The sequence below is a fragment of the Streptomyces sp. NBRC 110028 genome (assembly GCF_001417735.1).
Lineage (GTDB): Bacteria > Actinomycetota > Actinomycetes > Streptomycetales > Streptomycetaceae > Streptomyces.
Genome location: NZ_BBUZ01000073.1, coordinates 1 through 12,885, shown reverse-complemented (window position 1 = coordinate 12,885; position 12,885 = coordinate 1). Strand labels below are relative to the sequence as shown.

At 68.8% G+C, this 12,885-nt stretch carries 13 protein-coding genes, 2 pseudogenes and 2 riboswitches; of the genes and pseudogenes, 5 read left to right on the top strand and 10 right to left on the bottom strand.

Annotated elements, in window-relative coordinates:
• Nucleotides 1-428: transposase (locus ASC60_RS38020; RefSeq protein WP_370593022.1), on the bottom strand; the 428-nt coding region annotated here is incomplete at its 3' end.
• 302 nt (nucleotides 429-730) lie between these two features.
• Nucleotides 731-797, bottom strand: a riboswitch (guanidine-III (ykkC-III) riboswitch).
• A gap of 88 nt (nucleotides 798-885) precedes the next feature.
• Nucleotides 886-947, top strand: a riboswitch (guanidine-III (ykkC-III) riboswitch).
• A 10-nt stretch (nucleotides 948-957) separates the two neighbouring features.
• On the opposite strand from ASC60_RS38020, the gene ASC60_RS38015 reads away from it, so the two are divergent.
• On the top strand, nucleotides 958-1,272 hold the full coding sequence (locus ASC60_RS38015; RefSeq protein WP_055558296.1) for a multidrug efflux SMR transporter: 315 nt from the start codon (nucleotides 958-960) through the stop codon (nucleotides 1,270-1,272).
• 488 nt (nucleotides 1,273-1,760) lie between these two features.
• On the opposite strand, the gene ASC60_RS44330 is transcribed toward ASC60_RS38015, so the two are convergent.
• Together ASC60_RS44330 and ASC60_RS38010 are read right to left on the bottom strand one after the other, a co-directional pair.
• On the bottom strand, nucleotides 1,761-2,027 hold the full coding sequence (locus ASC60_RS44330; RefSeq protein WP_370593021.1) for an EthD family reductase: 267 nt from the start codon (nucleotides 2,025-2,027) through the stop codon (nucleotides 1,761-1,763).
• A gap of 37 nt (nucleotides 2,028-2,064) precedes the next feature.
• On the bottom strand, nucleotides 2,065-3,684 hold the full coding sequence (locus tag ASC60_RS38010; RefSeq protein WP_055558295.1) for an NAD(P)/FAD-dependent oxidoreductase: 1,620 nt from the start codon (nucleotides 3,682-3,684) through the stop codon (nucleotides 2,065-2,067).
• 197 nt (nucleotides 3,685-3,881) lie between these two features.
• Between ASC60_RS38010 and ASC60_RS38005 the strand changes: the two genes are divergently transcribed.
• Nucleotides 3,882-4,304, top strand: a complete 423-nt coding sequence (locus ASC60_RS38005) for a helix-turn-helix domain-containing protein (RefSeq protein WP_079038910.1) — start codon at nucleotides 3,882-3,884, stop codon at nucleotides 4,302-4,304.
• Nucleotides 4,305-4,543: 239 nt separating this feature from the next.
• Here the strand turns inward: ASC60_RS38005 and ASC60_RS38000 are convergent, their stop codons facing one another.
• Nucleotides 4,544-5,785: an MFS transporter gene (locus tag ASC60_RS38000; protein ID WP_055558293.1), complete on the bottom strand. Its 1,242-nt coding sequence runs from the start codon at nucleotides 5,783-5,785 to the stop codon at nucleotides 4,544-4,546.
• Nucleotides 5,786-5,923: 138 nt separating this feature from the next.
• On the opposite strand from ASC60_RS38000, the gene ASC60_RS37995 reads away from it, so the two are divergent.
• Entirely contained in the window at nucleotides 5,924-6,859 is a 936-nt protein-coding gene (locus ASC60_RS37995; RefSeq protein WP_055558292.1) for a LysR family transcriptional regulator, read from the top strand.
• 306 nt (nucleotides 6,860-7,165) lie between these two features.
• Here ASC60_RS37995 and ASC60_RS37990 read toward each other — a convergent pair whose 3' ends face one another.
• Nucleotides 7,166-7,450 (bottom strand): CorA family divalent cation transporter, encoded by a 285-nt coding sequence (locus ASC60_RS37990; protein ID WP_370593020.1) that lies wholly within the window; start codon nucleotides 7,448-7,450, stop codon nucleotides 7,166-7,168.
• 312 nt (nucleotides 7,451-7,762) lie between these two features.
• Between ASC60_RS37990 and ASC60_RS41960 the strand changes: the two genes are divergently transcribed.
• Nucleotides 7,763-7,984: a hypothetical protein gene (locus ASC60_RS41960; protein WP_159043410.1), complete on the top strand. Its 222-nt coding sequence runs from the start codon at nucleotides 7,763-7,765 to the stop codon at nucleotides 7,982-7,984.
• A gap of 31 nt (nucleotides 7,985-8,015) precedes the next feature.
• Here the strand turns inward: ASC60_RS41960 and ASC60_RS37985 are convergent, their stop codons facing one another.
• The gene (locus tag ASC60_RS37985; RefSeq protein ID WP_055558290.1) at nucleotides 8,016-9,110 is read right to left on the bottom strand and encodes a YihY/virulence factor BrkB family protein; all 1,095 of its coding nucleotides are present in this window, start codon (nucleotides 9,108-9,110) and stop codon (nucleotides 8,016-8,018) included.
• A gap of 168 nt (nucleotides 9,111-9,278) precedes the next feature.
• Between ASC60_RS37985 and ASC60_RS37980 the strand changes: the two genes are divergently transcribed.
• Nucleotides 9,279-9,545, top strand: a complete 267-nt coding sequence (locus ASC60_RS37980; RefSeq protein ID WP_055558298.1) for a DUF4235 domain-containing protein — start codon at nucleotides 9,279-9,281, stop codon at nucleotides 9,543-9,545.
• A gap of 155 nt (nucleotides 9,546-9,700) precedes the next feature.
• On the opposite strand, the gene ASC60_RS37975 is transcribed toward ASC60_RS37980, so the two are convergent.
• From ASC60_RS37975 to ASC60_RS37960, 4 genes and pseudogenes are all read right to left on the bottom strand, one after another.
• Nucleotides 9,701-9,991: a GlsB/YeaQ/YmgE family stress response membrane protein gene (locus ASC60_RS37975; protein WP_055558289.1), complete on the bottom strand. Its 291-nt coding sequence runs from the start codon at nucleotides 9,989-9,991 to the stop codon at nucleotides 9,701-9,703.
• Between the two features lie 669 nt (nucleotides 9,992-10,660).
• A pseudogene (locus tag ASC60_RS40430) lies at nucleotides 10,661-10,932 on the bottom strand (helix-turn-helix domain-containing protein); the annotation flags it as partial.
• Nucleotides 10,933-11,265: 333 nt separating this feature from the next.
• Complete coding sequence (locus ASC60_RS37965) at nucleotides 11,266-12,576, bottom strand: dicarboxylate/amino acid:cation symporter (RefSeq protein WP_234357326.1); 1,311 nt, start codon at nucleotides 12,574-12,576, stop codon at nucleotides 11,266-11,268.
• A gap of 107 nt (nucleotides 12,577-12,683) precedes the next feature.
• Nucleotides 12,684-12,885 (bottom strand): annotated as a pseudogene (locus ASC60_RS37960) (NAD-dependent malic enzyme); the annotation flags it as partial.

The following is a 12,885-nucleotide window of genomic DNA, read 5'->3' as shown; positions in this document are numbered from 1 at the left end:
TCGGTGGACCAGGAGTGCTCGGGCAGGTAGAGCCGGCGGTCGATCAGCGCCCGTCCCCGCTCGGTGGCCCATGCGAGGAACACGCCGACCTGGCTGTTCTCGATGCGTCCTGCGGTGCCGGTGTACTGCCGCTGCACCCCCGCCGAGGCCCGGCCTTTCTTCACAAAGCCGGTCTCATCCACGACCAGAACACCGCCGTGGGTGCCAAGGTGGTCGACGGTGTAAGCGCGCAGGTCGTCACGGACGGCATCGGCGTCCCAGCGGGCGTAGCGCAGCAGGCGCTGCATCGGCCCGGGCCGGGCGTGACCGGCCTGTTCGGCCAGCTGCCAGCAGTTCTTGCGCTCGACATTCGACAGCAGCCCGAGCAGATAGGCGCGGGCGGTGGCTCGCGGCTCAACTCGGCCGAATCGTCCCGCAATCCGGGCCATGGCCTGGTCGAACATCGCCCGCCACCGGGCAGGGTCTACGCTATGGCCTGCGGCCACCGCACGATCTTCAGGAGTCCACACAACCCCCGATGATCACGCGGTGGCCGTACCCGTTCCCAGCCGGGTCCACCGCAAGATCGCGAAACCAGACTGGAGTACTAGGCGTGGACCTGAATGTCCGGATCGGTGTTGTGCTTGGCTGACGGCGACCCATGGATCCACCGGACGTCCAGCACACGGGGCTGGGGAGTCGCTCCTGCGAAGTCGGCCGGGAAGGTTCGGGCACCCATGACGTCTCCTTGGGTGCGTCGTCCTGGCGGCCCGGGTACGGCGCACATCTCGTCCGGGGCAGGCACCACGCGCCTCCGCCGCGACGTTACCACCGCGCCCAGGGGCTGGTCCTCGCCGCGCATCCCGGTCCGGACCGGGATGCGGCCGAGCTGTGCAAGGATGACGTCCAGAGCTCGATCGGCTCCTGGACGAGTGCGCCGTACCCAGCACACGACAAGACGGCGCGGGAAGTTTCGTCATGTCATGGATCGTGTTGCTGCTGTCAGGGGCCCTTGAGGCGGTATGGGCGACAGCGCTGAGCAAATCGGAAGGCTTCACCCAGCCGCTCCAGACAGGCGTGTTCGCCGTCGGTCTCGTACTGAGCATGGCAGGACTGTCCTACTCCTTGAGGACATTGCCGGTGGGAACCAGCTATGCGATCTGGGTCGGTATCGGTGCCGTCCTCACGACCGCGTACGCGATGGTCTTCGACGGTGAGCCCGCCGGCGCGCTGAGAGTCCTGCTGCTCGCGGGCATCATCGGCTGTGTCGCAGGCCTGAAGCTGACGCACTGATCCTGGCCAACCGGTTGACGCATGGGGCGGACGGATGTCCCAGCGGTGGGGCGATCACCACCATGGCCGAGCCCCTCACCGACCAATACGCGCCACGCGCGCAAGGCGTGAGGGGCGCCGACCGTCTCAGCACCGCCTGCTTCCCACACGACCGGACAACCTCCACGCCCCAGCGGCAGCTCCGGTGTGCCATGTGCGGGCAGGCGCCGACGATCCCCCATCTTGTCGGCCTCCTCGCCGGCTTGCGGAGGCCAGCCGGGTTCGTCTGCGGTGTGGGACGAACGGGCCGGTGTTGATGTAGGTGCGCCATCGCCGAGCGCGCTGGCTCCCCTGTACGGCTCCGGCACAGCCCGGAACCGCGCGCAGATGGGCGTCCGCCTCGTTGCCCGGAGCTGGACAGACGGTGGCCACGGCGAGTCGGCGGGCGGCGCTCGATGCGGACCGCGTCGAGGACGCCTCGATGTCTCCGCCGCCGGGGAGTCGCTCTGTCAGGCGCCGGGTGTGGCAATGAACATCCGGGAGCCGGGTGGAGCGATCTGCCGGAAGTCGCTGCCGGTGGCACGGCCTTGCGGGGATCGCAGCGCGGACTGTATGGACGCGGGGTCGGAGAAGTGGAGTTCGGTGATGCGATGGAGCGTGTGTTCCCCGCCGTCGGCGGCGTCGGTGACACGCGCCGAGTTCCATCGCTCGAGGCCGGACAGCGCCTCTACCAGCGGGATGTGGACGTTGCCGTAGTGGGCCTCGAAGGCGTTGATGTCGTCGGGTTCGTGTACAGGATCACGAGTTTCACCGTCATGCGTTCTGCTCCCCCGTGGGGACGGCCTTGGGCAGGTCGGCGAGCGCGTCGCGTCCGAGGACGGCGGATGCGGCGACGGCTCCGCCCACGACCGCGCCGCTGACGCCGGCCGCGGCGACGTCCTGGCCGGAGAGGAACAGCCCGGGTACGGAGGTGCGGGCACCGAGGCCCCGCTGGGCGAAGCGTTCGGGGGTGTGGGCCAGCGACATGAAGTCGCCGTGCGTGCGGCCGAGGAAGTGGTTGAAGCTGAGCGGCGTGGCCAGCTCCATATGTTCGATCGCGTCTTCCGCCTTGGGATAGAACCTCAGGACTTGGTCGAGGAGTTCCTGGCTGAGCCGTTGCTTGAGCTCTTCGTACTTCGGTCCGCGCCGCATCCATTCCGTGCCGGTGAACGGCTCGAAGAGGGACCAGGTCGTCACCCCGGCGATGTCGATCGTGCTCCGGCCGGGGTAGCGGTCCTGCCACTGCGGGTCCTTGGCGGAGGCGGCGGTCAGGAAGTAGGCCGGCATCGGGCGGTGGTGAGGGTCGGCTTCGTAGGCTGCGAACTGGGCGTCGACGTCGACTCCCTGGTGGGCCCAGATGTTGCTTGCCTGCAGTCCGAGTTCGTCGGCCGTCCCCCTGAGTCCAATGTTGAGGACGGCCCACGTGAGCGAGGGTCCGATCTTCTCGCAGGCGTCCACGAGGCCCTCATCGCGCGCGGTGCCCTCGGGGAGCAGGCGGGTGAGGGTGTTGAGGGCGCCGGCATTGCTGATCACCACTGGCGCGCGGAAGATGCGGCCGTCGGCCATCGTCACCCCGCAGGCACGCTCATGCTCGTCGAGCAGGACGGTATCGACTTCTGCGGCGATGAGGACTTCTCCTCCCGCCGCGCGGATCACGTCGCTGACCGTCTCGGCGATCCGTCCGGACCCGCCGATGGGGAAGTTGGCGCCGTCGATGTAGTGGCGGATGAGCATGGCGTGCATGGCGAACGAGGCACGGCCGGGTGTCAGTGAGTAGTCACCGAAGTGGCCGCACAGCACAGTCCTGAGTTCCGCGTTGGCGGTGAGATCCGTCAGGACCTCCGTGACCGTGCGGTCGGAGAAGGCGCGAAACGGTGCGCACAGCGCCTCATAGTGCTCCTCGGCATCGGGCCCGGGCAGGCTGTGCTGGGCGAAGAAGGGCTTGGCCGCCCGGTTGGCCGCGAAAACGAGTTCCACGTAGCGGCTGATCGCCTCGGCCTCGTCGGGGAAGTATTCGATCATGCGCTGCTTGAACCGGTCGGCACCCGCGGGGTACTCGTACTCGCGGTCGCCGATGATGATCCGGTTGTACACCTCCGGCATGGGCGCCCACTCCAGCCGACCGCCGGTGATGTGGTCGAAGATCCTGCGCAGGCCGCTGTTGGGACGGTGCACCTCGCCCATGTAGTGCAGTCCGGCGTCCCACTCGTAGCCGGCGCGGCGGAAGCTCTGGGTTGCTCCGCCGGCCGTGGTGTGCCGCTCCAGGACCAGGACCTGCCGACCGGCCCTAGCGAGGAAGGCGGCGGCCGTCAGCCCGCCGACCCCGGACCCGATGACGATCGCGTCCCAGGAGTCCCCCACCGTACTGCGTCGATAACTGCGTCCCGCATTCATGCTGCCTCGCTCCCACCTGACTTCGGATTACCGAAGTCAGAGTAGAGGGGCCGGTAAGCTGACAACAAGGCGCTTACTGCGGAGGCGATGTGAACCACGGACCGGACCCCGCCCTTGCTCAGGGGCAGGATGAGGGGGTGTGGGATCGAGGCGCGTGGAATCTGGATCCGGACTCGGTCGCTCTCACCCTGCGGGTGATGAGCCCGCGCACGGTCGGCATGATCATGCGTGAGGCTTTCTACGGCACCCGCCGGTTCGAGGACTTCCTGCGTCACGTCGACGTCAGCAGCGGCGTGCTGGCGGCACGCCTGCGCGAGCTGGTGGACGAAGGGATGCTGGAGAAGCGCCCTTACCGCGAGCCGGGCGCGCGCGTGAGGGAGGAATACCGTCTCACCGACAAGGGGCGCAGCATGCTCCCCGTGCTCGTTGCCCTGATCGACTGGGCCGACCGCTGGCTCGTCGGGCAGCAGGGGCCGACGGTCCAGCTGCTGCACCGCGGCTGTGGAGCCGCGGTCACGGCATCCGTCACATGTGCCCAGGGGCATTCGATCTCCGCACCGCGGGACATCATCGCAGCCCCGGGGCCAGGGGCCCGGCCCGCAGTGCCGGGCGAAGGGTGACCTGATCTCGGTCGACGCAGCCCCGCAGAGGTCGTTCTCACCAACGCTGCCCAGCCGCGGCGTCCCACGGGGTGGCGCCACTCCGATGGCCACCTACCCCGGAGTCCTGAGCCGGGCGATGCCGGGCGGTGCGGGGTGGTCAGCTGGGGCATCCGGTGAGTGTCCATACACCAGCGCAGGGGTGGATCATCGGTGCCGTCCATACCGGCCTCGTCCGCGCGTACGGCCTGCGGGGTGGGTCATGAGTGGCTACTGGCCAGTTCCGGCTCGGACGCGACGTGGTCTCGCCGGGGAAGCAGGAGCGGGGTGGTCAGGATGAGCAGTCCCGCGACCATGAGAGCGGTGCGTGGGGTGGTGATGTCGGCGAGGAATCCGGCGAGCGCGGTGAGGATGGCGACGGAGGCCTGCTGGCCGATCGACCAAGCCGACAGGGTGCGGGCGACGAGATGCTTGGGGGTGTGCTCGAGCCGGTAGGTGGCGAGTACCGGGGTGTACAGGCTCATGTTGATGATGATCGCCAGCTCGACGGCTATCACGGTGACGAGGCCGATGACGCCGGGGTGGACGAAGGCCAGGCCGATCAGCCAGATGGCGCGCAGGGTGCCGACGGTCCGGAAGACCCCGTACTGGCCGTGGCGTGCCACGACACGGCGGGCCAGCCGGGAGCCGATGAGTCCGCCGACGCAGGGGGCGGCGAAGGCGAGGCCGTACTGCCAGGGTGGGAACCCGAGCTGGCGGAGCAGGAGCACGGCCAGCAGCGGCTCGGTGGCCATGATCAGACCGGCGACGAGCATGTTGTTCAGGTAGAGCGCCCGCAAGCCGGGGTGGCCCATGATGTGTCGCCAGCCGTCAAACAACGCGCCTGCCCGGACCGGACTTTGGGTGGTCGTTCGCGGTGCGTCTTCTCGGCCCCGCATCGCGGTGATGCCCAACGCGGAGAACAGGTAGCTGAGCGCGTCGGCCACCACGGTGGCGACCGGACCGAACAGGCCGATCGCCGCTCCGCCCAGCGGTGGTCCGACCGCGATGGAGCTCCAGTTCGTGGACTCGAATCGCGCGTTGGCCACGAGGAGGTCATCCGGCCGGACGAGAGCCTTGAGGTAGGCACCGCTGGCCGCGTTGAAGGCGATCTTGGCGGCTGCGACCACGGCCGAGGTCACGAGCAGCTGGACGAAACCGAGCCATCCGAAGGCGTAGGCGACCGGGATCGTCGCCATGGCCGCGAACCGGGTCAGGTCCATCGCGATCATGACCGGGCGCTTGCGCCGGAATTCCACCCACGGCGCGAGTGGCACCGCGATCAGTGCGCCCACCGCAGGACCCACCGCGGACAGCGCGGACACCTCAGCGGGGCCGGCATGCAACGCCAGCACGGCGATCAGAGGAAGTGCCCCGAAGCCCAGCCCGGACCCATAGGCGCTTACCGCGTACGCCGCCCACAGCCAGCCGAACTGCCGGCCCAACCGTCTCCTGCCCACCATGCTCAGCGCGCCCCCTTGATGCCCACCCACACAAACCGATGTTGACCACTGAGAGCTAAGCGAGCCGCCCAGTGGCAGGTCAAACAACTGCCCCGCCGACCGGCCACAACCATCCGTTGTTCACTAAGGTGAATCGGCGTGGACCTCGAAGCAGTACGTACCTTCGTCGCCGTCGCGGAAGCGGGCCAGTTCCAGAAAGCCGCCGCTGATCGGTCGATCACACAGCAGGCTGTCTCCAAGCGCATCGCCGCGCTGGAGCGCCATCTCGGCGCGCGGCTGTTCACCCGCACGCCGCGGGGCGCCGAGCTCACCATCGACGGGCAGGCGTTCCTGCCCCACGCGCGCGAGCTACTGCGCGTCGCCGAGCGTGCGGTCACGTCCGTGCACACCGGCCGCCGCCCACTGCGCGTCGACATCATCGCCTCGCGCGGCGCGCCGTCGGGCATGATGCGCGGCTTCCATCGCGCGTACCCCGAGATCGAACTCGACGTGGTGTGGCTGTTCGACGTCGAGACGGCCGTCGCCGCCATCCGGTCCGGTGAGATCGATGCGTCCTTCCGCGCCGTTGCCGCGCCCGGCCGGTCCCTTCCCGAGGACATCGAGTCCGTCCGGGTGCTCGACGAGCCGCTCCGGCTCGTCACCGGCCCCGCCCACGCGCTGGCGAACGCCCGGTCGGTGCCCCTCGCCCAGCTCACCGGGCACCGGATCTGGATGCCCGGCATCGTCCCCGGAACCGAGTGGGCCGCCTACTACGACGACCTCGTCGCCGAGTTCGACCTCACCATCGAGGCGACCGGCCCCAACTTCGGCTCCGACGCGCTCCTCGACACCGTCGCCGACACCCCGGCCCTGGCCACCTTCATGAGCGAGCAGACCCGCCTCGTCTGGCCCGCCGGCCACGGTCTGCGCCGTATCCCGGTCACCGACCCCACCCCCGTCTACCCGCACTCGCTCCTGTGGCATCGCGACAACCCCCACCCGGCCCTGGCCACTCTGCGCGCCCACCTCACCGCCACGGCGGCCGGCCACGACGCCGCCGGGACCTGGGTGCCGGGCTGGGTGATTCCGCGCTGAACGCCTCCGCGCCTTCGGTCATCGTCGTGCAGGGCCTGCGGCTGTCCCGGACAACGCCCGGACAGCCGAAAGCCACAACGCTTACAACAGCGCCCACGACCTCTGGTCCTACGTCAAGTACGCATGGCCGGCACTGTTCGGGTACCAGTTCCGCAGCCGGTGCCCGTCGCTGCCGGGGGCGTAGAAGGCGTTGACGCTGAACCACGCCGCAGGTGACTTCCACAGCATCAGCGCCGTCTCCTGCCACACCGCAGAAGCCGGCTCCCACTCCCCCCGTCGCCATCGCCTCGAACACCGCGTGAGCGTTCACAGCCAGCCGTCGCGGCGGAAAATCCGGTGCAGCAGGCCGGCCACGGTGGCCATCACGGTGAGGGTGAGGGGATAGCCGGACCTCCATTCCAGTTCCGGCATGTGGGCGAAGTTCATGCCGTAGATACCGTCGATGAGGGTCGGGCCGCCAAGGATCGCGGCCCAGGCGGAGATGCGGCGCATGTCGTCGTTCTGCCAGGTCCCGACCCGTGCGAGGTGGGCGTCGAGGGCGGAGTTGAGCAGCTCGTCCGGCGAGCGCACCTCGGTACCGGTGCGGTGCAGGTGGTCGGCTCGTCCAAGTGCACCTGGCAGAAGTCCTGCTCGCCGGATTCGTTCGGACGGTCCAGCACTTCGGCCCGGCAGTTTGCGGCCCCGCGGTCCACCTGCTTCAGCTCGTCCGCCGACTCACGGTAGATGTCACACCTCATCCTTCCCGGTTGCACCACCGCGCCCCGTGCTTTCCTCTCCCCCAGACCGAGCAGCCTCGGGCGTAACGTCTGCACACATTGGTCACCGTGCCTTCACCTCATCGGGCTTTCCGTCTGCCCAGGCGGGTTACCCGAAGAGGAGGAGCGGTCTTCCAGAGGAGTCGTCGTGGTCTTCATCGCCGTCCTGCTTCCGCCCGGACTGATGTGCCTGGCACTGGCCATGGGTCGCTATGAGGAATGGTTGCTCAAGCAACCGGCCCCCGTACGGCCGACGGGCCATGTCCAGAGGCGTCATCTGTCCCTCGTTCCTCGCTCCGGTCCCACCGACCGGGCGGTCGAGAACGAGGCGGACAACGGGCCGGGGCGGCGGAGCGCTGACGCGGCCTGATCGGGCGGGCGCCACTCCGAGCCCGCCGCGGTCAGGTTTTGTCCATGCGGCGCAGGTCCTGGTCATCCCACTTCCGGGTGTCGCGGGGCTCGACGTAGGGCTCGGCGTACGGCGGGTGGCCGCCGGCGATCGCGCGCTGACGCGCTGTCTCCGCGTCAAACTCCAAGCCCAGCAAAATCGCCAGGTTGCTGATCCACAACCAGACCAGGAACACGATGACACCCGCCATCGTGCCGTAGGTCTTGTTGTAGGACGCGAAGTTGGCGACGTAGAACGTGAACCCGCCGGAGACGACCATCCAGATCACCAGAGCCAGAAGACTGCCGGGCGTAATCCACTTGAGCTTCTTCACCTTGGCGTTCGGAGCGGCCCAGTAGAGGATCGCGATCATGATCGTGACCAGGATGACCAGGACGGGCCACTTGGCGATGGACCACACCGACAGTGCGGTGTCCCCGATCCCCAGGGCTGCCCCGGCCTGGCGGGCCAGGCCACCGGTGAAGACCACGATCAGCGCGCTGGCCACGGCCAGCAACATGAGCACGACGGTCACCCCGACGCGCACGGGGAGGATCTTCCATACCGGGCGCCCCTCGGGCATGTCGTAGACGGCGTTGGACGCGCGGATGAACGCCGCCACGTACCCGGACGCCGACCAGACCGCCAGCACCAGGCCGATGATGGCCATGACGGAGCCGGTGCCGGCGTTGCCCTGCAGCTGCTCCACCGTCCGGGTGATGATGTCGCGCGCCGAGCCGGGGGCGAGTTTTCTGAGGTTGTTCAGCACCTCGTCCGTAGCGGACTTGCCGGCGATGCCCAGCAGGGAGACCAGCACCAAAAGCGCCGGGAAGAGCGACAGCACCCCGTAGTGGGTCAGCGCGGCGGCCCGGTCGGTGAGCTCGTCGTCCTTGAATTCCCTCAGGCTGCCCTTGAACACCGCGAGCCAGGACCGCTTCGGCAGATCGGCCGGAGTGTCCGGCGCGCGCCGCTCCACCTGCTCGTCGGGGCCGTAGGAGTGCCCCGGGTGTGCCGGTCGCCCGTGGGCGGCGGACCCCGGATCTGCCTCCGCGGCCTGGTCCGAACGCAGCTGGTGACTTTCGTGTCCCGGTTCCGGTAGCCCAACCATGGGTGCGAAGTACCCCCTTGGCGGCGGGCCACGCGCCGTGGCGGCTGGTGCGTGCGGCTCTTGTCGCGATGTGCTCTGAACTCGTTCGCCGTGGGTACCCGTGAACCCGCCCTGAAGTGGAAGGGCACCGTCAACGCAGCGTCGCCGCAGGAAAGGATGGAACGGAACGTGAAGGCATCGAAGGTGGCCTACAAGCCGGTCGGGCTGGCGCTGGGATTCGTGAGCGGCATGATCGCCAGCAGGCTGTTCAGGCAGGCGTGGAAAGTGCTCGGCAACGACCAGGACGCGCCCGACGCCACCGACGAAGACCGGACCTGGGGCGAGGTACTGCTCGCCGCGACCCTCCAGGGCGCCGTCTTCTCCGCGGTCAAGGCGGCCGTCGACCGGGCCGGTGCCACCGCCACCCGCAGGCTGACCGGCACCTGGCCGGACTGACCCCCTCAGCTCTGTGGCGGCGAGCCTTTTCCGGAGGCGAGGCTCCCGCCACCAGATCCGCGAGCGGCCTCCCGTGAGGAGACGGGAGGCCGCTCGCGTACTTCACTTCCCGTGGTGCGTGTCACCGCATCCGGCCACTGCTGCTGTCCAGGGCTTTACGCGTGGACGTGTCCACGCCGGTGCCCGCGTCCGCGACCGGTGATCAGCCGGTACAGCGCGAGGAGAATGACGGACCCGACGATGGCCGCGATCCACGTGGACAGATCGAAGAAGCCGTCGATCGATTCGACTCCGAAGATCACCTTGCCGAGGAAGCCTCCGAGCAGGCCTCCGGCGATACCGATGAGCATGGTGATGATGATTCCGCCCGGATCCTTGCCGGGCATGAGCGCCTTGGCGATGGCCCCGGCGAGCAGACCGATAACTATCCACGCGATGATGCCCATGGTGAAGTATCTCCTTACTTCCGGTTCCTTCCGGCTCGCGAGACGTGTTTCCAACGGACACGCGGCCAAACCGCCCTCAGGCGCCTCGGCATGCCGTCCACGCCCGCCCGTGCGGGGACGTACGCGAACGCCGCCGGACCGGCCGTCCACGCGCCCATCGACCACAGTGTGCAGGGCGTCGGTTCCAGGTCACGCGTCGGTGGTGGCCCGCGCGACAGCGTCCGCGAGGACGGTCGCGATCTCGTCGGGATGGGACAGCGGTGAGTGCCCTGAGGGAACGCGCAGGCTGTGGGCGCCACGCACGGCCCACTGCTCCTGGACGGCGGGATGCCGGGCTGGATCCTCGGTGACCACGACGTACGTCAGGGGAACGTTGCCCGGCCGGGCACCCAGCTTCTCGGTGAAGGCGCGCAGACCGTGCCAGTTGAGGCGTTTGACGGCCTCGGCCGCCAGAACCGGGTCGACCCCGCTGAAGCTGGACTCTTCCGCGTCTCCCGCCTTCACGGCGAGCCCGTCGGGAGAGTGGATCCAGGTGGGCGGTAAGTCGCCACCCATCCATCCCCTCATCGAGGTGCCGGGGTCCAGGGCGAAGGCGGCGATGTAAACGAGTTCGGTGACCTGGTCCGCTTCGGCGGCGGCCCAGGTGGCGGGGACACCGCCGAGCGATCCGCGGAAGGCTCCGGGTGTCGTGCCGGTGTGGCGGGTGAAGAACTTGCCGAAGTTCATGGCCGCCACCGGCTCGTCGGTGTGCGCGAGCAGCCGCTGGGCCCCAGGGCGACGCGGCCGTCGATGACGTGCTTGACAGGCTGCCCGGTCGCGGCCGTACACGCACGGGTCAGGGTCTTCACCGCGTAGCCGAGACGTTCGGCGTAATCGGCGGCACGGCGGGTGGTGGCGTAGAAGCGCTCCAGCTCGGCACGGAACCGCGCGTAGACCTCACCAGCGTCCTCTCGCCGAGATCGTCGGCGAGGGCGTCGGCGTCCGAGGGCTCCAGGGAGACCCTGCCCACGAGACGACACGCCCGGGGCGGCCGGACTCCCCGCGCACCGAGGTGACGCGGACCCTGCTCTCCCCCTCCACGAGCCCGGTCACCTCGGCCAGGCCCGCTTCCGACGACGACGGTGTGCACGGCGAGCACGCTCCGTACCGCGGACGCACCTCCACGCGCGTGAAAACACCCCCATCCGACTCGGTATGGTCCCGGAACCGAAGACTGGACCGAGCATCCCGGATCACGGCGGTGAGGCTCATGGCGCTCCCGGGATGCGACCGCTCTACGACGAACCGTCCGCTGCGCCGACGTGGGCCTCCCGCTTGGCCTCCGAGCGGTCCACGACGGCGGCGGCCAGCGCGTTCCCGACGACGTTCACCGCGGTACGCGCCATGTCGACGATGAAGTCGACGCCGACCAGGAGTGCGACCCCCTCGGGAGGGATGCCCACCGTCTTGCCCGCGGCGAGGAGCACCACGATGGAGGCCGAGGTGACGCCCGCCATCCCCTTGGACAGGACCACCAGGACACCGACCATGAGCAGCAGGGACGGTATCGAGGTGTCCGCCCCGTAGGCATGGGCGAGGTACACCAGGGCGGTGGCCTGGTAGAGGACGGAGCCGTCGGAGTTGAAGGAGTAGCCGAGGGGCACGACGAACGAGGACGTCGAGCGGCTGATGCCGAAGGCTTCGAGCTTGCCCATCAGCGGGGCCAGCACCGCTTCGGAGCTGCGCGTGACGAAGGCGAGCCCGACGAGTCCGCCGATCTGCTTGAGCAGGTCCACGTACCGGATGCGGTAGATCAGCGCGATGGCCGGGAAGACCACGCCGAGGACGATGGCCAGGCCCGCGTAGACCACGGCGATGAAGCCGACCAGGCTCTTGAGGTTGCCGAATCCGTAGTGCGCCACGTCGTAGCTGATGAAGCCGAGGACGCCCAGGGGAGCGACGCGGATGACGTAGCCGACGACCTTGAACATGGCCGAGGAGACGGACTCCAGGACCGATGCGAAGGGTGCGGACTTCTCGCCGACGGCGGCCATCCCGACGCCGAGGAAGAGCGCGAAGACGATCGCGGCGAGCAGGTTGCCCTCGGTGAACGCGGCGAAGACGTTCTTCGGGATCGAGTGCAGGACGAGCTCGTGGAAGTCGACGCCCTTGTCCAGCGTTTCCAGGCTCTTGGTGTCACCGCCGGCGACCGGGGCGCCCCTGCCGATGCCGGTGATCTCGGCCAGCGTCACCGAGATCAGAAGGATCACCGTGGTGACGACCTCGAAATAGAGGATCGCCTTGCCCGCGACCCGGCCCACCTTCTTCACCGACTCCATGCGGGTGATGCCCAGCACGATCAGCGGGAAGACCAGGGGCAGCACGACCATCTGCACCAGGTTCAGGAAGATGTCACCGAGGAGCTTCAACTGCTCACCGACGGACGGCGCGAACGTTCCGATCAGCGCGCCGAGGCCGACAGCGAGCACCGACTGCACTCCGAGTGGCAGCCGCCACCAGCGCTTCGCGCGCCCTGCCGGGGCGGTATCGCCGGGACCGGTCTCGGAGTGGCCGGTGGGGGGCGCCGTGGTCTGGCCTGATTGCATGTGTGGAGCTCCAATGTGTTGTGCTCCGGGTATCGGCACAGGTGTCACCGACCCCGGTCACGGCAATGTGTCGAGGCAGCGCGGACTGGCCCCTCAGCGAGGGGAGTTCAGCCGATGTCCGCCACCCGGGCGGCGTCGTGCACGGCGTCGGCGACCGCTCCCGCGACCTTGTCGTTGAAGACGCTCGGAATGATGTAGTTCGGGTTGAGCTCGGCTTCGGCGACCACGTCCGCGAGCGCGCTCGCGGCGGCGAGCATCATGTCGGTGTCGACGGTCCGGGACTGGGCGTCCAGGAGGCCACGGAAGACG